At 61.8% G+C, this 19,902-nt stretch carries 23 protein-coding genes; 18 read left to right on the plus strand and 5 right to left on the minus strand.

Translation table 11 applies throughout. The annotated features are described in order from the left end of the window. Window positions 1-87 precede the first annotated feature (87 nt). The 3 genes from SKP52_RS22055 to SKP52_RS22065 are packed head-to-tail and all read right to left on the minus strand — an operon-like array spanning window position 88 to window position 3,080. Entirely contained in the window at window positions 88-1,083 is a 996-nt protein-coding gene (locus tag SKP52_RS22055) for a substrate-binding domain-containing protein (protein ID WP_039578835.1), read from the minus strand. Beyond that, complete coding sequence (locus SKP52_RS22060; RefSeq protein WP_039578837.1) at window positions 1,080-2,084, minus strand: amidohydrolase family protein; 1,005 nt, start codon at window positions 2,082-2,084, stop codon at window positions 1,080-1,082. The genes SKP52_RS22055 and SKP52_RS22060 overlap by 4 nt, the downstream gene beginning before the upstream one ends. A gap of 3 nt (window positions 2,085-2,087) precedes the next feature. Beyond that, window positions 2,088-3,080, minus strand: a complete 993-nt coding sequence (locus SKP52_RS22065) for a substrate-binding domain-containing protein (protein ID WP_039578840.1) — start codon at window positions 3,078-3,080, stop codon at window positions 2,088-2,090. A 146-nt stretch (window positions 3,081-3,226) separates the two neighbouring features. Here SKP52_RS22065 and SKP52_RS22070 point away from each other — a divergent pair, with 146 nt between their 5' ends. The 6 genes from SKP52_RS22070 to SKP52_RS22100 all read left to right on the plus strand — a co-directional run bounded on the left by SKP52_RS22070 (window position 3,227) and on the right by SKP52_RS22100 (window position 9,319). Then, a complete protein-coding gene (locus SKP52_RS22070) occupies window positions 3,227-3,706 on the plus strand; it encodes a MarR family winged helix-turn-helix transcriptional regulator (protein WP_228383744.1) in 480 nt (159 codons plus the stop codon). 169 nt (window positions 3,707-3,875) lie between these two features. Next, window positions 3,876-4,442 carry a TetR/AcrR family transcriptional regulator gene (locus SKP52_RS22075; protein ID WP_039582079.1) on the plus strand — a complete coding sequence of 189 codons (567 nt, stop codon included), beginning with the start codon at window positions 3,876-3,878 and terminating at the stop codon, window positions 4,440-4,442. A gap of 49 nt (window positions 4,443-4,491) precedes the next feature. Beyond that, window positions 4,492-5,460 (plus strand): quinone oxidoreductase family protein, encoded by a 969-nt coding sequence (locus SKP52_RS22080; RefSeq protein ID WP_039578842.1) that lies wholly within the window; start codon window positions 4,492-4,494, stop codon window positions 5,458-5,460. Beyond that, window positions 5,457-6,176: an SDR family oxidoreductase gene (locus SKP52_RS22085; RefSeq protein WP_228383746.1), complete on the plus strand. Its 720-nt coding sequence runs from the start codon at window positions 5,457-5,459 to the stop codon at window positions 6,174-6,176. The genes SKP52_RS22080 and SKP52_RS22085 overlap by 4 nt, the downstream gene beginning before the upstream one ends. Before the next feature lie 63 nt (window positions 6,177-6,239). Continuing rightward, a protein-coding gene (locus tag SKP52_RS25740) for an IS5 family transposase (protein WP_148309286.1) occupies window positions 6,240-7,000 on the plus strand; the annotation gives its coding sequence in 2 pieces (ribosomal slippage) (window positions 6,240-6,564 and window positions 6,564-7,000; 762 coding nt in all). A gap of 33 nt (window positions 7,001-7,033) precedes the next feature. Beyond that, entirely contained in the window at window positions 7,034-9,319 is a 2,286-nt protein-coding gene (locus SKP52_RS22100) for a hypothetical protein (RefSeq protein ID WP_039578846.1), read from the plus strand. Window positions 9,320-9,496: 177 nt separating this feature from the next. Here SKP52_RS22100 and SKP52_RS22105 read toward each other — a convergent pair whose 3' ends face one another. Continuing rightward, window positions 9,497-10,567, minus strand: a complete 1,071-nt coding sequence (locus tag SKP52_RS22105) for a sensor histidine kinase (protein WP_052208731.1) — start codon at window positions 10,565-10,567, stop codon at window positions 9,497-9,499. A 447-nt stretch (window positions 10,568-11,014) separates the two neighbouring features. On the opposite strand from SKP52_RS22105, the gene SKP52_RS22110 reads away from it, so the two are divergent. The 8 genes from SKP52_RS22110 (at window position 11,015) to SKP52_RS22140 (ending at window position 16,492) form a co-directional block, all read left to right on the plus strand. Further along, window positions 11,015-11,548, plus strand: a complete 534-nt coding sequence (locus tag SKP52_RS22110) for a GNAT family N-acetyltransferase (RefSeq protein ID WP_039578850.1) — start codon at window positions 11,015-11,017, stop codon at window positions 11,546-11,548. Window positions 11,549-11,616: 68 nt separating this feature from the next. After that, window positions 11,617-12,033, plus strand: a complete 417-nt coding sequence (locus SKP52_RS22115) for a group III truncated hemoglobin (RefSeq protein ID WP_407695049.1) — start codon at window positions 11,617-11,619, stop codon at window positions 12,031-12,033. 20 nt (window positions 12,034-12,053) lie between these two features. Next, entirely contained in the window at window positions 12,054-12,770 is a 717-nt protein-coding gene (locus SKP52_RS22120; RefSeq protein WP_052208733.1) for an alternative oxidase, read from the plus strand. A gap of 34 nt (window positions 12,771-12,804) precedes the next feature. Beyond that, window positions 12,805-13,146, plus strand: coding sequence for a DUF1971 domain-containing protein (locus tag SKP52_RS22125; protein ID WP_052209030.1), 342 nt, complete (start codon window positions 12,805-12,807; stop codon window positions 13,144-13,146). A 50-nt stretch (window positions 13,147-13,196) separates the two neighbouring features. Beyond that, window positions 13,197-13,568, plus strand: a complete 372-nt coding sequence (locus SKP52_RS26310; RefSeq protein WP_148309214.1) for a hypothetical protein — start codon at window positions 13,197-13,199, stop codon at window positions 13,566-13,568. A 261-nt stretch (window positions 13,569-13,829) separates the two neighbouring features. After that, on the plus strand, window positions 13,830-14,045 hold the full coding sequence (locus SKP52_RS22130) for an ArsR/SmtB family transcription factor (RefSeq protein ID WP_235534173.1): 216 nt from the start codon (window positions 13,830-13,832) through the stop codon (window positions 14,043-14,045). A gap of 96 nt (window positions 14,046-14,141) precedes the next feature. After that, window positions 14,142-14,687 carry a cytochrome b gene (locus SKP52_RS22135; protein WP_039578857.1) on the plus strand — a complete coding sequence of 182 codons (546 nt, stop codon included), beginning with the start codon at window positions 14,142-14,144 and terminating at the stop codon, window positions 14,685-14,687. 287 nt (window positions 14,688-14,974) lie between these two features. Then, on the plus strand, window positions 14,975-16,492 hold the full coding sequence (locus SKP52_RS22140; RefSeq protein WP_039578860.1) for an acetyl-CoA hydrolase/transferase family protein: 1,518 nt from the start codon (window positions 14,975-14,977) through the stop codon (window positions 16,490-16,492). 37 nt (window positions 16,493-16,529) lie between these two features. On the opposite strand, the gene SKP52_RS22145 is transcribed toward SKP52_RS22140, so the two are convergent. Next, window positions 16,530-17,021, minus strand: coding sequence for a DUF983 domain-containing protein (locus SKP52_RS22145; protein WP_321164062.1), 492 nt, complete (start codon window positions 17,019-17,021; stop codon window positions 16,530-16,532). A 157-nt stretch (window positions 17,022-17,178) separates the two neighbouring features. Between SKP52_RS22145 and SKP52_RS22150 the strand changes: the two genes are divergently transcribed. The 4 genes from SKP52_RS22150 to SKP52_RS22165 all read left to right on the plus strand — a co-directional run bounded on the left by SKP52_RS22150 (window position 17,179) and on the right by SKP52_RS22165 (window position 19,878). Further along, entirely contained in the window at window positions 17,179-17,499 is a 321-nt protein-coding gene (locus SKP52_RS22150) for a helix-turn-helix domain-containing protein (protein WP_039578863.1), read from the plus strand. After that, window positions 17,496-19,157, plus strand: a complete 1,662-nt coding sequence (locus tag SKP52_RS22155; RefSeq protein ID WP_039578865.1) for a SulP family inorganic anion transporter — start codon at window positions 17,496-17,498, stop codon at window positions 19,155-19,157. Before SKP52_RS22150 ends, SKP52_RS22155 begins: the two co-directional genes overlap by 4 nt. Window positions 19,158-19,242: 85 nt before the next feature. Further along, window positions 19,243-19,548, plus strand: a complete 306-nt coding sequence (locus tag SKP52_RS22160) for an alkylphosphonate utilization protein (protein WP_039582095.1) — start codon at window positions 19,243-19,245, stop codon at window positions 19,546-19,548. Between the two features lie 27 nt (window positions 19,549-19,575). Beyond that, complete coding sequence (locus SKP52_RS22165) at window positions 19,576-19,878, plus strand: BON domain-containing protein (RefSeq protein WP_052208737.1); 303 nt, start codon at window positions 19,576-19,578, stop codon at window positions 19,876-19,878. Window positions 19,879-19,902 lie beyond the last annotated feature (24 nt).

Below are 19,902 nucleotides of genomic sequence, written 5' to 3' on the forward strand. Positions count from 1 at the left end.
TCAGGACGCCCTAAACTCGAAACATGATGCCAGCTATGCAGACGCAAACGGAGGCATTCGCGTTGAGACCCGGCGCCGTCCGTCTCTTCAGGTCTGAAGAAGGTCAGCCGCGAATAGCTCGTCGATAGCGAAGCGCCGACGCGACAGGCCCTGTTCGTGGAAGTACCGGCAGAAAGTGTCGAGCGCGGCCTGGTTCGCCTTCATTCCAAAGGGCCACCAGTCGTCGCCGAGCAGCGCGCGGTCGCGCGCGAGCAGCGGCGTCTGCCAAGGCAAGGTCGTCTTGAAGTTCATCTCCACCATGCCCTTGCGGAGGCGATCGAGCGCCTCTTCCTTGGCTTTTGCGAAGGCGTCGAAGATCGCGCGGGCGAGGTTTGGATCCGCAGCGAGCCGCTCGCGACGGACGACCAGCGTGTGCATGATCGGAAAGATGCCGGTGCGCTTGAAATAGTCGCGCTCGACCGCCTCGTGGTCAGGGAAGAGGCGGCCGACCTTGGGAGAACCCTCGACGAAACAACGCGGTGCCCGCGCGGACATCAGCGCCTGGATCTCACCGCTTTCGAGCATGTCGCTGAGCGTCCGGCCCTCGGGCGCGGGCTGTACGTCCACGTTCGCCGGATGCGGCTGCGCGATGAAGTCGAACGGTGGCATGTACCAGTCGGTCGCGCCGATCACCCAGCGACATTGGTCCGGAGAGATACCATATTCGTCGGACAGGATGCCCTTCGGCCAGACGCCGCCGTCGTGCCCGTACAGGCCGAACTCGCCGACCGTCTTGCCGGCGAGGTCTTCCGGCCGCGCGATGCCGGCCTCCGTGTTGATGTAGATCGCCGAATGCCGGAACACGCGGGCGAGAAAGACAGGCAGGGCCACGAAACGATCGTCCCCCTCATCGATCAGCCGCAGCAGGTAGGTGAGACCGAGTTCCGCCGCGTCATAAGCATCTTCGCGGATCATCTTCTCAAAAATGTCGGAGGGAATATCCGCGCTGTGCATCCGCACTTCGGCGCCTTCGATCTTGATGTTGCCGTCGAACAGCCCCGCGACATGGTCGTAGCGCGAGCAGCCGATATCGAGCGTAGTCATGCCGAACCTCCCGCGCCGCGCCGGATGCGTGCAATAAGACGATCCCAATTGCCGCTCGCGATATTCGCGCGATCGGTGTCGGAGATGTCGGCCTCTTCGAGAAAGTGGCGACCATCACGGCTCGCCGGCACGAACGGATAGTCGGTCGAGAAGAGGATGCGGTCGGTACCGATCACCTCGGCTGCCCAGCCCAGATATCGCTGGCTGAACATGCCGCTCGGGCTGACATAGACCTGATCCCTCACATACTGCTCCATGCGGCGCGGCAGCTTTGCCGCTCCTGCCAGGAGGTCGATCCGTTCGAGATAGAACAGGATCATCTCGCCCCAATGGCCGAGGATCAGCGTGAGGTCCGGGAAACGGTCTAGCACGCCCGACAGGATCAACCGGATCACCTGCACCCCGGTTTCGTAATGCCAACCGACGCCTCCGATCGCGAACAGTGCGCTGACGTCGGAATCGAAGCCGGCGTAGAGTTGCGAGCGCACAGCCGGGGTCGGGGATTGCGGGTGGAGATAGAGCGGTACCCGCATGGCCGCCGCCGCTTCATAGATCGGCCAGTAGTCCGGATGATCCATGTTCCTGTTTCGGGTGCGGCCGAACAGCATCGCGCCGTTCATGCCGAGCCGCATCGTGGCCCGCTCGAGTTCCTTCACCGCCGCATCGGGATCCGGCGTCGCGAGCGTGGCGAAGGCCTGAAACCGGTCGGGATGCGCGCGCACTGTCTCGGCCAGCAGATCGTTGACCTGCGCCTGCAGGCGGACCGCATCGTCGGCATCCATATTCTGGACGCCGGGCGTGGTGAGCGAGAGCACCTGCACATCGACGCCGCTTGCGTCCATCGCGGCGAGGCGTTCGTCGCCAAAATTCTGCAAGGCCGCCCCGACCAGTCCCTCGGACGAGTTGCCGAAGCCGACGTCCCGCCACTGCGGATCGAGCCGCCGCCACGCCTCCACCACTTCCGGCGTCGCGATATGCTCCTCGAGCGCGATCAGGCGCATGGCTCAGCTATCCAGTAGGGCCGGGACGAACACCTCTTCGATCGTCCACAACCGCTTCGACAAGCCCTGCTCATAGTGATAGCGCAGGAAAGCCTCGATTGCGGGCCTGTTCTTCGTGACCCCATAGGGCCACCAGTCGGCGCCGAGCGTGTCGATATTCTCCTGCATCAGATGGCTGAGCCAGGGGACCATCACCGTCATGTTGTTGAAGGTCATGCCCCTGCGCAGCTTCTCCGCCATTGCTTCCTTGGCGTCCAGGAAGCCCTTGTAGACGGCCCGCATCAGATCGGCGTCGCCTGCCAGTTCCTTCTTCACCGAGACCATGTGCATGATGGGAAAGATGCCGGTGCGCCTGTAGTAATCTCGCTCGACCGTCTCGTAATCCTCGAACAGGCGGCCGACGTTCGGCTGCTTCTCGAGCACGCACTTGGGGGCGTCAGCGGAGATCAGCGCGTCGATCTCTCCGGCGGCGAGCATCTCGCCGAGATCCTCGTCGGCTGCGGCATAGACGACCTCGACGCCGTCGGGCACGGGCTTGGGAAGCCAGTCGATCGGCTTCAGCGGGAAATCGATGCCGCCGACGATCCAGCGGCAGCTCTCGGGCCGGAAGCCGAACTCGTCCGACAACATGCCCTTGGGCATCACGCCGGCATCATGGCCGTAGAGCGCCAGCTCGCCGATCTGTTTGCCATTGAGGTCCTGTGGGCGCTCGATGCCCTTGGTCTTGTTGATGTAGATCGCCGAGTGGCGAAACATATGCAGCAGCGGAACTGGCAGCAGCCTGAATGGCGCTTCCTCGGTGTCCATGGTGCGCAGAAAATAGCTGAGGCCGAGATCAGAGACATCGTAGGCACGATGCTTCACCATGCCTTCGAAGATGTCAGTGACGATCCTGCCGTTATGGAACGTCGCTTCGACGCCTTCGATCGTCACCTCGCCATCTCGCAGCGCCTGCGCGCGGTCGTAATTCCAGAAGGCGATGTCGAGCTTGGTCATATGCCAACTCCTGTGTTGCTGGGGAGGGACGCATCATATTATGTGGTTCAGATAGTAAATGCATTTACTATTAATCCGGTTCCCCATCTTTTGGGGCGCCCGGGAGATCCGTTTTACCATGACGCGTTGAAGCTTAGGACCCATGCATGACCATCGATCGACAATCCCTCACTGACTTTTACGCGCGAGAGACACTCCGTGCGCCGGAGAACGCGGTGGGATTCCTACTCTGGCGGGTGATGCACCGCTATCAGCGTGCGATCGACCGGGCGCTGGCTCCGCTGGACCTTACGCATCTGCAATTCACAACGCTCGCGATGGTCGGTTGGCTGTGCCGGAAAGAGGAACCCACGACCCAGGTCGAACTCGCTCGGCATGCCGACATTCATGTCATGCAGGTCTCGCTGATGCTCAAGGCACTAGAGAAGAAAGGATTGGTGGCGCGGCTGCCATCGTCATCGGACACGCGCGCCAAGCGCGTCGCGATTACGTCCGCTGGTCTTGAGGCCCTCAAGGTCGCGATGCCGCTCGCGATCGAGATACAGCAGCGGATGTTCGGGGCGGCGGGGGAGCCGGGCGGCGCGCTCCTGACGGAGTTACGCGATGTCGAGAGAAGGGCTGAGTGAAGAAGATGCCACCCCGAGAACCTCTGTGCGACGGAAGCGGAAACCCGTGCCGAAGCGCATCAGCGCCTTCGGTGATTTCTTCGCTCAGCTTTGTCGCCATCATCAGCCCCGTAAACGTGCGATGCAATTCTTTCTTGAATGCTCGTTCCTGAATCGCTATACATGGTTCATGGCAAGACCTCGGGAATTCGATACGGATGCTGCTCTGGACGGTGCGATCACCGTGTTCAGCGAGCATGGCTATGAGGGCAGTTCGGCCCAGATGCTCGTGGACGCGATGGGCATTGGGCGGCAGAGCCTCTACGCTGCATTCGGAGACAAGTGGCAACTCTATTGCGCATCGGTGCGGCGCTACGGCATGGGCGAGTGCGCGGCGCATTTCGAGGCGCTTCGCAGCGGCGCGCGCGCCATCGACGGTATTAACGCAATGCTGCGCCGTGTCGTGGCGACAGCCGCCACGCCTTGCCTTGGCGTCGGTTCGACCTGCGAGTTCGGCGCGTCGCGACCGGACCTCGTCGATATCCATTCAGCACTGGGCAGGACATTGCACATGGCCATCGCCACCCGCGTTCGCGACGCCCAACGTGAGGGCGATATTCTGGGCAGCCTCAATCCCGATACGATCGCGCAGTTTCTGATCGCCAATATCGCCGGGATCCGCATCGCCGGACGAGGCGGCGCCGACCGATCAACGCTGGGCAGCTTGCAGGAGTTGGTCATGCGCGCGCTGCGCTGACCCTTTTTTTGAGCAATTAGGGAACGATCATTCAAATAAGGGGAAAGACATGCGAGCAGTGGTGATGACGATGATCGGCGGCCGAGAGGTGCTGGATCATACCGAGCGACCCGAGCCTGCCGCCGGACCAGGCGAGGCGCTGGTCGAGATCGCTGTTGCCGGGGTCAACTTCATGGACATCGGCGTGCGTCAGGGCATGGCCTGGACCGAAACGCCCAATCCCAAAATCCTGGGCGTCGAAGGCGCCGGCCGCGTGCTGGCGGTGGGCGAAGGCGTCGAGACTGTCCAGCCCGGCCAGCGCGTTGCCTGGGTCTATGCGCCCGGCAGCTACGCCGAGCGGATTGCCGTTCCTGCGACGTCACTGGTGCCGGTTCCCGATGCGATCGACGACAGGACAGCGGCCTCGATCATGATGCAGGGTCTTACCGCGAGCCATTTCGCGACCGATTTCTATCCGGTCCAGCCCGGCGACATCGCTTTCGTTCATGCCGCAGCAGGAGGTTTGGGTCTCCTCCTGACCCAGATCATCAAACTCTGTGGTGGCCGGGTGATCGGGCGGGTTTCGTCGCAGGACAAGGTGGCGGCCGCGCGCGAGGCGGGCGCTGACCATGTGATCGTCGACACGGAAGGGCGATTTGCCGAAGAGGCGCTACGCTTGACCGATGGAGAGGGCGTCCATGTCGTCTATGACGGATCGGGACCAGCGACGTTCAAGGGTTCGCTTGATGTGCTGCGTCGCTCCGGGACCTTCTGCTGGTATGGGCCGGTACTGGGCGGTCCGGGGCCGCTTGATATCATGAGCCTGCCGAAGAGCATCAAGATCGGCTACGCGGTCTTTTTCGATCACATCCATACAGCGGAGCTGCTTGCCAAACATGCATCACAGCTCTTCCGATGGGTTGCGGACGGCAAGCTCAAGGTCCGGATCGGCGGTGAATATGCCCTCGCGGATGCAGCGAGAGCCCATGCAGCCATGGAAAGCCGTGGGACCACCGGAAAGCTGGTGCTGATCCCATGAGCGGCCGGGTTGCCATGGTGTTTGGCGGATCGCGCGGTATTGGCGCCGCAACCGCGATCCGGCTTGCCAGGGATGGCTTCGATGTGGCGCTGACCTATGTCTCGCAGCCTGATCGCGCCGCTGAGGTTGTCGGAGCGATCAACGGCCTGGGTCGCAGTGCCGTCGCGATCCGGGCCGACAGCGCCGATGCAGGCGCCATCACCGCAGCTGTCGCGCAGGCGGTCGATCGGTTGGACACGCTCGACGTCGTCGTCGTCAATGCCGGCGTCCTTCGTCGCGCAACAATCGAAGCGTTCACGCTCGAGGATCTCGACCTGATGCTGGACGTCAACATACGTGGCGTCTTCCTCATCCAGGCTTCGATCGCGCAGATGCGTGATGGCGGACGCGTGATCACGATCGGCAGCAACACGGCGGTCCGGACCGGCTCGCAGGGCAGCAGCGTTTACGCCATGACCAAGGCGGCCGTCGCGACCATGGTGAAGGGCATCGCTCTCGACCTGGCGCCGCGGCGGATCACCGTCAACAATGTCCAGCCGGGGCCCATCGAAACGGATCTGACGGCGGCGATGGTCCCGCGCCTGCGCGACCTTGTTCCGCTCGGACGCGTCGGCAAAGCAGAGGAGGTCGCGTCGCTCGTTTCCTACCTGGCAGGCCCGGAGGCCAGTTACATGACCGGTGCGAGTCTGACGATCGATGGCGGTTATGTACTCTAGGGTCAGGACCCATTGATTTGCGGTGACGGCTGTGATTCAGGCTTGGGGTGAGGAGCCTGAATGATGAGTGATTTGTATTGGTTGACGGACGAGCAGATGGCGCGTCTTCAGCCGTATTTTCCGAAGAGCCATGGCCGGGAGCGCGTCGATGACCGGCGGGTTTTGAGCGGCATCATCTTCGTCAATCGTAATGGGCTGAGGTGGCGGGATGCGCCGAGAGAATATGGCCCGGCAAAGACGCTCTACAATCGCTGGAAGCGGTGGAGCGACAAGGGCATCTTCATCCGCATGATGGAAGGCCTGGCGACACCTCAGGCTCCCGAGCGCAAGACGATCATGATCGACGCGACCTATTTGAAGGCCCACCGCACGGCGTCGAGTCTTGGGGTAAAAAAGGGGGTCCGGGACGCCTGATCGGCCGCACGAAAGGCGGTATGAACACCAAGCTGCATGCCGTGAGCGATGCGAATGGCCGCCCGATCAGCTTCTTCATGACCGCCGGGCAGGTGAGCGATTACACTGGCGCAGCCGCTTTGCTCGACAGTCTGCCCAAAGCGCAATGGATGCTCGCCGACCGGGGCTATGATGCCGACTGGTTCCGCGATGCCTTGCAGGAAAAGGGCATCACGCCCTGCATCCCGGGCCGGAAAATACGGAACAAGACCGTCAAATACGACAAGCGCCGCTACAAACGCCGCAACCGCATCGAGATCATGTTCGGCCGCCTCAAGGACTGGAGACGGGTCGCAACACGCTACGATCGGTGCCCGAAGGCTTTCTTCTCCGCCGTCGCCCTCGCCGCAACCGTCATCTTCTGGCTCTGATCAATGAGTCCTGACCCTAGCTATAGAGACGTCATGAAGGGCCTGATCTCGACGCTCTGGAGCCAACTCGATATCCGGTCTGCAGGATGGCCAGAGCGGCTGCGCGCCATCCTGGTCGGGCTGACGATCCGGGCCGGCAGTCAACTTAGTCAAAAGGTTCGCCGCCGTCGCCGTGCGATCGAACCGTTCGTCTGGACTTTCGTGTTTGGCGGCGCTGCACTCATCGCCGATGCATTCCAAACCTTGGTGGGGCCGCGTCTCGGCGAGCCCGGACTTAAAACACTCTCCGATGTCGTGATCGCGATTGGCGGCGCCATGATCGGTGCGACCACGATTGTCGCGTCCTTCATCCTCTTCGCGATGCAGGTGAATGTCGAGCGCCTCCCCTATAGACTTTTCTACCGCTTCAGCTCGGACGGTCGACTTCTCCGCAGTTTTGCCGCTGCCTTCCTTCTCTCGATTGGCTTGGTCTCTCTCGCTTTTGCAAATGACCCCAATTACAGCGGGCATATCATTCTCGCAGGACTCGTGGCCTTGGCGCTGATCCTTCGCCTGCTCTTCCACGCCTATCGCCGCTCGCTTCGGCTCGTCGATCCCGTTTCGCAGCTTGATATGCTCGTCGAGAATAGCGCACGCGACATTCGTCGATGGAGTCGTCGCTTCGACTGGCTCACGCCGCTGATCAAGGCGGAGGAGAATAAGGTCGGCTGGCGCCGCGGTGAACCTGAGCTCGATGTGCGCCGCGCCGCGATCATGAATACCAACAAGGGTTGGGATATCTCGGTCCGCAAGACGATTGCGCAAGCGATCGCCTTCTCTCGCCAGGCCGCCGAGCGCGGCGACCTCGAAGTCTCGGCGGCCGCCTTGTCGAGCGTCGTCCAGTTGAACCGGAGCTATATTGCCGCGAAAGGCCGAACCTTTCAGGCCCGCGCCATAATGATCGACAACCCAATGGTGACCGATGGCACGGTGAATGCGACGCTCGAAGAATTGCGGCGGGTGCGCGCCGCCGCGATCAGTCGCGCTGATGAGCCGCACCTCGAGCAGCTTTACGACACACACCTCGCGCTGATCGAAACATATCTCGAAATCGAATATCCCGGAATAGGGCGCTCACCGTCTCACGCGCTGCTCGCCGCCGGATATCTCGAGCGCAGCGTCGAAGCCGCGCTCCCGACGACGCTGATCGACACGGTAATGCAAGGCGTGCGAACGCTGTCGGAAGCGGCCAAGCGCCTAATTGCGAAAGGCCATAGTGCAGAGGCTGCCGGTATCGCGGGCAAGATCGGCATGATCGGCGTCACCGGCGCGCTGAAGCGCGACGCGCTCCCCATCTCGATCACGGCGATGGAACAGCTCGCGAAGCTGCAACTGGCGCTCCTCTTCGCAGAAGATGCCAACAGTGGCTATGCGGCGCGGCAGGTTCGCGACGCCGCCTTCACCGCCGCGACGGCGATGCTGGCGCTTCCCGATCTGCCTATCGCTTCGAGCCAGTCGCGCGCGATCGCCCCCTATTTCTCTAGCACCGAATTCCAGTCGCTCCGATCCGATCTCACGACCTTGGTCAACAGCCTTCAAGAACTAAACGCAGGCAGCGCGCTCGGTGAAAGGTTCTCGCATAATCTCGCCGAGTGGGCCGAGCAGCTTTATGAAGGGGTCCGCAAGTTGCTGAAAAGCGCAGTCGACCAGCGCTCGCAAGTCACGCTCGACATCATCTTCTGGATCTGCGGCATCAGCGAGCTCTTGATCGCCGCATCGCGCGCGCCGTCCGCATCCGATCACAGCCGCAAGGAACTTGAAGAAGCCGCGCACTGGCTCTTTTCCTCGCTCACATTCATTCCGCGCGATAAGGAAACGGCGCAATGGGTTGAGGCCTTTTCGTTCATTGACCAATTGTTCGAATTTGCGGCGATGGCTAACAATCGCGAGTGGGACGAGGGGCTCGACGCCGCATTCGACCTGCTGCTGCGCTGGGGATTTGAGGCGGGCGGCAAACTCACCGGCTGGGACACCCTGCAAAGCGCGTTGACCGCCGCCGGCGCGCTGACTTTGCTCGTCGACCCGTCGCTGCGCGTGCGCCTCCTTGCTCGCGTCCCTGCTGCCGCTGCGTCCAATAAGGCTCCGTCGCCAGAAATACTCGCACGGACGGCGCGCGGGCTTCGAGTGCGCGCCGCCGCGTTGCGGACGCGCGAATTCGAGGTCGATGCCGTCAACCAGGTGCTGGCGAGCGACATTCCGGCGGCACGCGCCATCCTGCGCGAGATGGCAGATCTTCTGTCTCCGGAGGCCCCAGACGACATCGGCGCGGAGCCCTATTGATCTCAAGGTGCGGGGACGGCAGCAAATGTCCGCTTCGCATGGTCTGGCTCGGAAAGCCGACGGACCGAAATCGGCCAGTCCGGTCCGTTCGGCGAACTCGTTGGATAGACGCTGCGCGGCTAAGATGCGAACAATCTGGGTTGTCCGGAATTTTCCGTCCCGCCTGCGGGAGGGTTGTCAAACAGCGGCGCTCTCCGCTTTGTCATTGGCGGCGACCTGCCGCGCGATTTGGCCAGTGTGGGTGAGCGACACGCGCGTTCCCGGCGCGGCGTCCTCGACCGCGATCTCCGCGCCCAATTGCTTGGCGAGCGCTTGGACGATCCGCGTCCCCAGCCCCGCCGCCGATCGTTCGGGGTCTTCGTCCATGCCGACCCCATCGTCGGACACCGAGAGCGTCCAGTCGCCGCCCTTTGCAGCATAGCCGACGACGACATGGCCGGGGCGGCCATCCGGAAAGGCGTGCTTGAGCGCGTTGATCACTAGTTCGGTGACGACCAGCCCCATGCTGACCGACACATCGCCGCTGATCGACACCGCATCGACCTGGGTGGTCAGGGTCAGCTGCTCGCGGTCATAGATCATCGATGCGCCGATGCTGGCACAAAGCTGAGCCAGATAGGGTTCGAGCTCCACCGATCCGCCCTCGGATTCGGCGAGATGGCGTTGCAGCGTCGCGATCGACATCACGCGCTGATGCGCGTCGCTCAAATGGCCTCGCGCCTCGCTGGATTGCACCTTGCGCGCGCTTTGCATCAATATGCTCGCGATGATCTGCAGGCTGTTGGCGACGCGGTGCTGCATTTCGTGGAGCAGCGCGGCATTGTCGTGGACCAGCTCCTTCTGGCGCTTTTCATTCTTCCTGACCTCGGTCACGTCGATCACCGTGATCATCATCCGCGTGTTCAGGCCGTCGCCATATTCGAGCCGCTGTGCCTTGAGCACCAGCCGGCGGCGGCCGCCGAGGCTGGTTTCGATATCAACCTCATACGCCTCCACCTCGGCCGCGCCAGACAGCGTCGCATCGATCAGCGAATGCAGCCGCGGGAGGTCCCATTGCTGGTTGTCGAGGTCGTAGATCGTCCGCCCAGTGACGGTATCGGGATCGATACCGAAGGCGGCGCAGAAACTGTCGCTAGCCGCAACGATTGCCAGATTTTCGTCAAGCAGCAGTAGCGGCGCGTCGGAGGCAAGCGCCATCGCGAGCCCCAGTGTGCGGCCCAGATTGATCGGTGGATTGTCGGCAGCCATGCGGCGCGCCTTCCCGGTCGGCCTGGACCGCAGGACGCGGCCTTGTCGGCAACCAAATCCGGGGGAGGTTGAGCGACGTCGCCGACCATCGCCCCGAACGCAGGGCATAGCACGCCGTCGAGGTTCGACGCATATTAAATCGAAATGGCGGTAAGATCGCCGCGCCGACCACGAACGTCATAGTCGATAACAGAGCGCGGGATGTCGATGTCCGCATTAGCCGATTCTGGCGCAACACGCCGACACTCTCTCATCGGCCAAACCCCGCAAATTTGAGCTCGTTTGCCAAGCTGTCCGATGTTGTCACAGCCGTGGGCATGCCCACCTAATCGCCCGTCGCGACGCCGGACGAATACGGGGAACTACGGATAGGGTTACTCCTCGCTCCGGTTCAAAAGCGTCTCGATACATTCGGCAAATAACCGCGCCGCATCGAAAGGACGAAAAATGAACACCCAGAGCTGGAGCGGCGATCTTACAACCCGGACGGGGTTCAAATTCCATGTTCGCCCGATCAGTTCGAACGACGAACCGGCGCTCGCGGAGCTGTTCACGCATGTGACCCCCGACGATCTGCGATTCCGTTTTCTCACCGGCATCAATATCGTCGATCATAACCGTTTGGCCGCACTGATCGACGTCGATCATCGCCAGAAAGAGAATTTTCTCGCGCTTGCAGAAGATGGCGCAACGGTCATCGCAACCGCGATGCTCGCATGTGACGACGCGATGGAAACCGGCGAGGTCGCGATCAGCATCCGGTCGGATTACAAGGGCCGCGGCGTGAGCTGGAAGTTGCTCGAATATGTCGCACGTTTTGCGGAGGCAGCCGGCGTACAAACGCTCCAGTCGATCGAAAGCTACGCGAACCATTCCGCGATCGAACTGGAACGCAACATGGGCTTCACCGCGCGCCCCTATCCGGGCGATGCCACGCTCGTGCTGGTCGAGAGAAAACTGCCGCTGCCGGTCGATGCGTGATCGATCTTTGGGGGTCAGGCCGATCGCGAGACCACCCGGCATATGGCCATGGCAGAAAGGAGCGGCATTTGGACATCAGCGGCAACGTTAGCGAGGCGCAGCTCGAGCGCCTGATTCCACGCTTTTACGCGCGCGTCCGGGACGATGCTCTGATCGGTCCGGTGTTCGATAGCGTGATCGGCGACTGGCAGCAGCACCTGGGAAAGCTGGTTGACTTCTGGTCTTCTGTCATGCTGACCAGCGGTCGCTACAAAGGCAGCCCGGTTGCCGCGCACCTCAAGCACCTGCCCTCTATCACGCCGCCAATGTTCGATCGCTGGCTGATGCTCTGGGCTGAGGTGACTGCCGAGATATTGCCACCGACCACCGCCGCCGCGCTCCAGGGCAAGGCGGCGCGGATCGCCGAAAGTCTTAAACTCGCGCTGTATTTTCGGCTCTCTCCGGCGCCCGGGAATGCATCCCGACCGACTCCCACGCAGTCCTGAAAGGACTTAAGATGACGAATATGATCCTGGTCCCCGACAAGCTCGCCCTCGCCACCGAACGTAATGTACGGCCCGCGGTGCATCACCAGCCGAACGGCTTTTCCGACCGGTTCGCACTTGGCTTCACCAAGCTTCTCCGCTTCAGCGCCGACAGGCTGTTCGCCAAGCGCTACGGCCATCGGGCGATCGTTCTCGAGACGGTCGCGGCGGTGCCGGGCATGGTCGGCGCGATGTTCACCCATCTGAGCTGTCTACGCCGGATGCGCGACGACGACGGCTGGATCCGGACCTTGATGGAGGAAGCCGAAAACGAGCGCATGCACCTCATGACTTTCATCGAGATCGCCAAGCCCACCTGGTTCGAGCGGCTGATGATCCTGTCTGTCCAAGGCGTGTTCCTGGTTGGATTTTCGATCCTCTATCTGGTCTCGTCGCGTACCGCTCACCGCGTTGTCGGCTATTTCGAGGAGGAAGCCGTCACCAGCTACACATTGTACCTCCAGGAAATCGACGAGGGTCGGTCGCCGAACGTGCCCGCACCTGCCATTGCCAAACATTATTGGAAAATGGCTGACGATGCGAAATTGCGCGATGTCGTATTGCTGGTGCGCGCGGACGAAGCGCATCACCGCGACGTCAATCATGGTTTCGCAAACCAGCTCAATGGCGAGCATGTCGATCAATCGCAGGTCGCAGCCTATCCCGACCACGCTACCGAAATCCGGCTGCATGCTTGAGATGCGTGACGGAATGCAGGGCGGCGGTATCCCGATGCGCGGCGACCGACGCCCGGACGGCCCCGTGAAGATTGGCGCACCTGAACCGTACAGAAGTACCCCCATCTTTGACGAGACCACGCTTCCGGCCGGGCTTCGCCGGGAGCATCGAACTAAAGTCGGCGTTTGGGGCGTCATTCGGGTGCTCGAAGGCCGGCTTCGCTACAGGGTGCTCGATCCCGTTTCGGAAACCATCCTCGACGCCGAGCATCCGGGGATCGTCCTTCCGGACCAGCCCCATTTGGTTGAACCGATTGGCCCCGTCCGCATGGTCGTCGAATTCTACGATCAGGAGCCACAGTTAGCCAGTATGGGAGACTGTGCCATCCACGTTTGATTGCGACGCTGCTTTGCAACCTCGCCACCTGGCCCCCAGAAAGGCTCGCCATGCAGATTTCACGACTGTTCGTCGTACTGACAACTGCTCTGCTGTGCGCATGCGTGCCCGCCGAAAGGGAAGTTGCTACTTCCAATACAGCAGCCCTTGCGACCGCGCCGCAAACTCAGGACGCGCGAACGCTTTCTTTTGTCGAAGAGCGCTGTAGCGGTTGTCATGCATTACGCCCGGGCGTTGAGCCGCCCAATTCGCAGGCGCCCAGCTTTGTGGTGGTGGCGAATGACATGGGGTTTAACCAAGATTTGCTGCGCGAATTTTTTCGCGATGGACACGATACACCGGATGCGATGTCGATCATGTTAACCAGAGAAGAGGCTGAGATGGCCTCTGCTTACATTGTGTCGCTTCGCTCTCCCCGCTGACACCATGCGAAGACTTTGACAAAAGTGACCTAGCTGGAGAAGTTCCGGCGAACCCGGGAAAATAGCCGCTAGGCTCACTGGTAAACGCTGTGAAAGCCCGATTTTGAGTGAGCGGGGATAGGACGGCCATCCAATACCTGATCGCGCCGGACCGGAAGTTCGGCGGGTTTGCGACAAACTGCTGCGCGCTGCTTGAGATCGCGGTTCCGCCGGTCTCAGAATAGGGCGGCGCGTTGTTTGGCGGAGCGAGAGCGGCAGATGATGCTGTGCCAGATCGCCGAACGCGAGGTGTCGGTTGGCGAGCTGACTGAGATTTGCGGCCTGTCGCAGTCTGCGGGTTTGCAGCATCTCGCTCGTCTCCGAAAGCAGGGGATCGTGTCGATGCGCGGTAAGGCGCAGACGCGATATTCTAGTTTGTCGGACCCCAAGATGCGGAGGGTCGCCGCCGCCCTTTGCCAGGCGTGCTGCGGCGTCTAGCCCGCGCCGCACAACGCCATTGGGCATTTCGCGGGTTTGATGCAAATCAATGTGCCGAGATACTGACTGTGGTGAATCGGCTTGAGGAGAACCGATGTGACGCCCAAGACCGACCCGGAGCATTATGCACTCCCATCGATCATACTTCATTGGCTTATGCTTCTACTCCTTGTCGCCGTCTATGCGGCCATCGAGTTGCGGGAATTCTGGCCGAAAGGCACCATAACCCGTGAAGCCTTCAAAACCTGGCACTTCATGTTGGGCCTCTCGGTCTTCGCACTCGTCTGGCTCAGGATCGCGGCGCGCCTGATATGGGCGCCGCCGGCAACGGTGAATGAACCGGCGTGGAGAAACGCGATTGCCGGCGCAACGCACGCCGCGCTGTATGTCCTGATGATTGCAATGCCGGTCGCTGGCTGGCTTGTCCTGAGTGCAGAAGGCGAAGCGATACCCTTTTTCGGCATCGAGCTACCGCCGTTGGTCGCAGCGAACGGCGCCCTAGCCGAGCGAGTGGAGAAGCTCCACGAACTGGGCGGTACGATCGGATATTGGCTTATCGGGCTTCATGCCGCGGCGTCTTTGTTCCACCATTATATTCTAAGGGACAGGATGTTGGCGCGGATGCGGCCTTCGCAGATCTGAAAGGATCTTCATGCGGCCAACCCAAAGCAAGGGGCCGCTTGAAGCTGAAAGCGCTTCGGCAGGCCGGTCCGCGTTATCACCTGCTTATGTCCGGAAATTATTCGCACGCTATCCGGTGTCGCGGCTTCTCCGCTTTCTTTCGTGCGGCATCGAGAGCTGAACGATGACCACCGCCCATCATCGGGTGGCACTTCATCGAGTCATCGAGAAAAGGCGTTGCGTCGGCCTTGCGTCACAGCACGATCTGACCAATGAGTAGCGTATATTTTGATGATCGGAGATTTCACGTGGCCAGCTCTCGCATTGGTCTGACGTTGTTGCGCTCGCGCGTAATGGACGCGGATGCCGCAGCGGCGATGATTGCGCCCGGTTCGACGGTTGGCATGAGCGGTTTCACCGGGGCGGGGTATCCCAAGGCGGTCCCGATCGCGTTGGCGCGACGCATCGAGCGGGCGCATGAAGCCGGCGAACCCTTTTCGATCAAGGTGTGGACCGGCGCATCGACAGGACCCGAACTCGACGGCGCGCTGGCCAAGGCCAAGGGAATAGAATTTCGGCTCCCCTATAATTCCGACCCCATCGCCCGCGACATGATCAACCGCGGCGAGATGAACTATTTCGACATGCATCTGAGCCAGGTCGCACCGATGGCCTGGCAGGGTTTTCTGGGGCCGCTTGATACTGCCTTGATCGAAGTCACGGCGATCCTGCCCGATGGCTCGCTTGTGCCTTCATCCTCTGTGGGAAACAACAAGACCTGGCTCGACCGCGCCGACAAGGTCATTCTCGAAGTGAATCGGTGGCAAAATCCAGCGCTCGAAGGAATGCACGACATCTATTACGGTACTGCGCTGCCGCCCGATCGCGTCCCGATCCCGCTCGTTCGCCCCAACGACCGGATCGGGCAGGCCAGCTTTCGCTGTGACCCGGAAAAAATCGTCGCGATCGTCGAAACCGAAAGTCCGGACCGGAACCTGCCGTTCAAACCGGCCGACGATACGGCATTGCGCATTGCGGGCTATCTGCTCGAATTCTTTGGGCATGAAGTGTCCCGGGCGCGTCTTCCCGCCCATCTCCTGCCGTTGCAGTCGGGAGTCGGCAACATTGCCAATGCCGTGCTGAGCGGCCTTCTCGACAGTCCGTTCGATCAGCTCGACGCCTATACGGAAGTCCTTCAGGATGGAATGCTCGACCTTCTCAAGGCCGGCAAGCTGCGAATGGCGTCGGCGACCGCCTTTTCGCTGAGCCCCGAGGCGGCGTTGGAGCTCAATGCCGATATGCAGCGCTATCGCGAGCGGATCATATTGAGGCCCCAGGAAATTAGCAATCACCCCGAACTGATCCGCCGACTGGGATGCCTCGCGATGAACGGGATGATCGAAGCCGACATCTACGGCGCGGTTAACTCGACCCACGTCATGGGCTCGCGCATTCAGAACGGTATCGGCGGGTCGGGCGATTTCGCCCGCAACGCCTATATTTCAGTCTTCATGGCGCCATCGACCGCAAAGGGAGGAAGCATTTCCACGATCGTTCCGCAAGTCAGCCACGTCGATCATATCAACCAGGATGTGCAGGTGATCGTCACCGAGCAGGGCCTCGCGGACTTGCGCGGCCTGTCGCCCAAGCAACGAGCGCGGTTGGTCATCGACAACTGTGCGCACCCCGATTACCGCCCCATGCTCGCGGACTATTTCGAGCGGGCACAGCGCGGCTCATATGGCCAGCATGCTCCGTCGCTGTTGGCCGAGGCGCTGTCGTGGCACCAGCGGTTCATAGACACGGGAACCATGCGGCAGGCCTGAGTCCGCTCTCCCGAGGCGCAGCGGCCATTCATCTTCCCTATTGTTTGCGGTCGAACGCCTCCGCGTCTCGCCGTTCCTTCTCGAATCCATGCATGCCGAACCACCATTGCAGGGCGATGATCGCCCCTTTCGCGGGCTGGATAAACCCGATCATCAGCGCCAGCATCAGCGGGACGATGATCGCGGCAAGCCCTGCGAGCGACAGCGCCGTCTCCTGAACGAGCGCGATGATGATCGGCGCCATGATATGCCCGGTCAGCAGGATCGAGACATAGGCCGGAAAATCATCGGCCTGTTGATGCGTCCAGTCCTGCAGGCAATGGGGGCAAGTCGCCACCGGCTTGAGAAAGCGGGTAAACAGCTTCGCTTCGTTGCAGCGAGGGCAGCGGCTTCTCGCGCCGCGGAGCATCGACTCCCAGCCCGACGCCGGAAGGACAAAGCTATCCACATTCGACACCTCATCGTTCGCTGGCGGCGAGATCTTCCGGGTGACGGGACGGTCGAAGGGCGAAACCATGAAATTGGGCATCAGCCGGGCTCCTTGCGGCAAACTCGCGAACGGCATTGGCGGCGCGCGCCCGTGAGAGCGCGACAAGTTGATCTATCGATTGGCATGATCGATATATACAGCATTAGTTGATGATGTTAAGAATTATAAATGATGTATAAAGCATCAAGGAGCTGATATGATCACGTCACAGCAGATGCGCGCCGCCCGTGCCCTTCTCGGGATCGACCAGCGCCATCTCGCCGAACTGGCCGGGCTCTCCCTTCCAACCATCCAGCGGATGGAAAGCTCCGGTGGCCAGGTGCGCGGCGTCATCGACACGCTGGTGAAAGTGATCGCCGCGCTCGAAGGCGCGGGAATCGAGCTTCTTGGGGAGAATGCGCCGAGCATCGGGATCGGCCGCGGAGTCCGCTTGCGCGAGACGATCGAAGGCAAGCCCAAAGGGCTGGGGTCTTCGCTTCTCTACGACAAGGACGTCAGCGAGGCAGCCGCCCGGTGACGGCGAAAGCCTATACGCCCAAGCTCCTGACGGTTTTTCGCGAAGGCTATTCCGCCGCAACCTTCCGCGCCGATGCGATTGCCGGCCTGACCGTCGCGATCGTCGCGCTGCCGCTCGCCATGGCGCTCGGCATCGCCAGCGGTGCCTCGCCCGACAAGGGGCTGATCACCGCGGTCGTCGCCGGCTTCCTGATCTCGGCGCTCGGCGGATCGCGCGTCCAGGTCGGCGGGCCGACCGGCGCCTTCGTCGTCGTGATCTTCAATGTGATCGCGAGCCACGGCTATGACGGGTTGCTCATCGCCACTTTGCTCGCGGGACTGATCCTGATCCTCGCCGGTGTGCTGCGGCTCGGGCAGATGATCAAATATATCCCGCACCCGGTTGTGATCGGCTTCACCGCGGGCATCGCAGTCATCATCGCGTCGAGCCAGGTCAAGGACTTCCTCGGTCTTGCCATCGACAAGGTGCCTGCCGATTTCCTTCCCAAATGGCAGGCTTATCTGGGGGCTTTGCCGAGTGCTAGCTGGGCCGCCATCGGCGTCGGCATCGGTGCCCTCGCGATCATCATTGGCTTTCGCAGGCTGGCGCCGCGACTTCCCGGCTTCCTGATTGCCGTGGTGGTCAGCGCGTTCGTTGTGGCGTTGCTGAAGCTCCCGGTCGATACCGTCGGTTCGCGGTTTCCGGATATTCCGGCGGGTCTTCCAATGCCGTCGTTTCCGGAGATTTCATTCGCGAAGATCAGCGCCGTCCTGCCGTCGGCCTTCACCATCGCCTTCCTCGCGGGGATCGAGGCGTTGCTATCCGCAGTCGTCGCCGACGGCATGGCGGGGACGCGGCACCGCTCAAACCAGGAACTGATCGGCCAGGGCGTCGCCAATCTCGGCTCGGCGCTGTTCGGTGGTCTCCCCGCAACGGGGGCGATCGCCCGCACCGCGACCAATATCCGCTCGGGCGCGAAGACGCCCGTCGCGGGTATCATGCATGCGGTCTTCTTGCTGCTGTTCATCCTCTTCGGCACCGATCTGATGGCCTATGTGCCGATGGCGGCGCTCGCCGCGATCCTGTTCATGGTGGCGTGGGGCATGAGCGAGTATCAGCGCTTCCTCGCCTTGCTCCGCATGCCAAACAGCGATCGGGCCGTGCTCTTGCTGACTTTCGGGCTGACGATACTCGTCGACCTGACGGTCGCGATCGGCGTTGGCGTGACGCTCGCGTCGCTTTTGTTCATGGCGCGCATGGCTGAGGCCGTCGAGGTCGGGTCCGGCAGGCCGCGCGATATCGATCTCGATTCCGAAGATAGGCATCAGCGCGACGATTTACCGCCGGGCGTCGAAGTGTTCCGGATCGCCGGTCCCTTCTTCTTCGGCGTCGCTGGCGAACTTCTCGATACGCTGCGCCGGTTGGGCCAGTCACCGCGCGTCATCATCCTGCGCCTGCGGCTTATGCCCCTACTCGACGCGAGCGGGGCGCAGGCGCTCGAGGAATTTGTCGAACAGGCGCGGCTCGCCGGGGCTGAGGTCATATTGTCGGGTGTGCAGCCGCAGCCCCGTTCGATGTTGGGTCGCGTCGGGCTTGGCGAAACGTCGATGAAGCTCTCCTATGCGGCCGACTATGCGCGTGCGCAGGCGCTCGCCGTCGAGCTGCTCGGAAAGAAGTGAATGCAGTTCCGCGCTTTGCGCGCTCTCAAAAATATATGCGTCCGTTCGACCGACCGAACGGCCGCCAACCTCAATGGAGCATGAAATGACCAGCGATAATGATTATGTCTATGATGAAGAGAGCGGCGAGTGGATGCCTGCATCCGAACTGGCCAGCCGAAACGCGGCGGCCGGGCAGGTCGAGATACGCGATTCGGTGGGCAACATCCTCCACGACGGCGATCAGGTGGTTCTGGTCAAGGATCTCGACGTCAAGGGGGCCGGCAAGACACTCAAGGTAGGGACCGTCATCAAGTCGATCCGGCTGACCGGCGATCCGCAGGAAATCGATTGCCGCCACGAAGCCATCAAGGGTCTTGTGCTTCGCGCAGAGTTTGTCCGCAAGCGCTGAGCCTCCCCGTCGGCGGCCCGCCCGCCTATGCGGGCCTATACGGTGCGATGGCGGACGACGGTCGTAGTCGATCCGCACAGGCTGCACGAAGCTTTGCCGCGGTCGATCGAGGTCAAGCAGTACCCGGCCCCCGCCCATGTGAAGAGGCGCATCGTCTCCGCCTTCAAGCGCCAGGCGGATCTCGACGCGGCCGCGGTTACCACCGACGGCGGCATCATCAAACTCGGCGGCAAGGTCAAGGCATGGGCCGAACGCGGGGTCGGCGAGAGGGCCGCATGGTCGGCGCCGGGGGGCACCCGAGTCGAGGATAATATCACGATCGCCCTTTGAGCGGAGCGATCGGGAAAGATTCGC

Origin of the sequence: Sphingopyxis fribergensis (genome assembly GCF_000803645.1) — a bacterium.
Classification (GTDB): domain Bacteria; phylum Pseudomonadota; class Alphaproteobacteria; order Sphingomonadales; family Sphingomonadaceae; genus Sphingopyxis; species Sphingopyxis fribergensis.

What these genes read in the sequence shown, in the direction of transcription:
- SKP52_RS22150 (WP_039578863.1), top strand. Translation starts at nt 17,179, where the DNA reads ATGATCACGTCACAGCAGATGCGCGCCGCCCGTGCCCTTCTCGGGATC.
- SKP52_RS22060 (WP_039578837.1), bottom strand. Translation starts at nt 2,084, where the DNA reads ATGCGCCTGATCGCGCTCGAGGAGCATATCGCGACGCCGGAAGTGGTG.
- SKP52_RS22145 (WP_321164062.1), bottom strand. Translation starts at nt 17,021, where the DNA reads ATGCCCAATTTCATGGTTTCGCCCTTCGACCGTCCCGTCACCCGGAAG.
- SKP52_RS22130 (WP_235534173.1), top strand. Translation starts at nt 13,830, where the DNA reads ATGCTGTGCCAGATCGCCGAACGCGAGGTGTCGGTTGGCGAGCTGACT.
- SKP52_RS22165 (WP_052208737.1), top strand. Translation starts at nt 19,576, where the DNA reads ATGCGGGCCTATACGGTGCGATGGCGGACGACGGTCGTAGTCGATCCG.
- SKP52_RS22120 (WP_052208733.1), top strand. Translation starts at nt 12,054, where the DNA reads ATGATCCTGGTCCCCGACAAGCTCGCCCTCGCCACCGAACGTAATGTA.
- SKP52_RS22110 (WP_039578850.1), top strand. Translation starts at nt 11,015, where the DNA reads ATGAACACCCAGAGCTGGAGCGGCGATCTTACAACCCGGACGGGGTTC.
- SKP52_RS22160 (WP_039582095.1), top strand. Translation starts at nt 19,243, where the DNA reads ATGACCAGCGATAATGATTATGTCTATGATGAAGAGAGCGGCGAGTGG.
- SKP52_RS22080 (WP_039578842.1), top strand. Translation starts at nt 4,492, where the DNA reads ATGCGAGCAGTGGTGATGACGATGATCGGCGGCCGAGAGGTGCTGGAT.
- SKP52_RS22065 (WP_039578840.1), bottom strand. Translation starts at nt 3,080, where the DNA reads ATGACCAAGCTCGACATCGCCTTCTGGAATTACGACCGCGCGCAGGCG.
- SKP52_RS22075 (WP_039582079.1), top strand. Translation starts at nt 3,876, where the DNA reads ATGGCAAGACCTCGGGAATTCGATACGGATGCTGCTCTGGACGGTGCG.
- SKP52_RS22105 (WP_052208731.1), bottom strand. Translation starts at nt 10,567, where the DNA reads ATGGCTGCCGACAATCCACCGATCAATCTGGGCCGCACACTGGGGCTC.
- SKP52_RS22125 (WP_052209030.1), top strand. Translation starts at nt 12,805, where the DNA reads ATGCGCGGCGACCGACGCCCGGACGGCCCCGTGAAGATTGGCGCACCT.
- SKP52_RS22055 (WP_039578835.1), bottom strand. Translation starts at nt 1,083, where the DNA reads ATGACTACGCTCGATATCGGCTGCTCGCGCTACGACCATGTCGCGGGG.
- SKP52_RS26310 (WP_148309214.1), top strand. Translation starts at nt 13,197, where the DNA reads ATGCAGATTTCACGACTGTTCGTCGTACTGACAACTGCTCTGCTGTGC.
- SKP52_RS22100 (WP_039578846.1), top strand. Translation starts at nt 7,034, where the DNA reads ATGAAGGGCCTGATCTCGACGCTCTGGAGCCAACTCGATATCCGGTCT.
- SKP52_RS22070 (WP_228383744.1), top strand. Translation starts at nt 3,227, where the DNA reads ATGACCATCGATCGACAATCCCTCACTGACTTTTACGCGCGAGAGACA.
- SKP52_RS22085 (WP_228383746.1), top strand. Translation starts at nt 5,457, where the DNA reads ATGAGCGGCCGGGTTGCCATGGTGTTTGGCGGATCGCGCGGTATTGGC.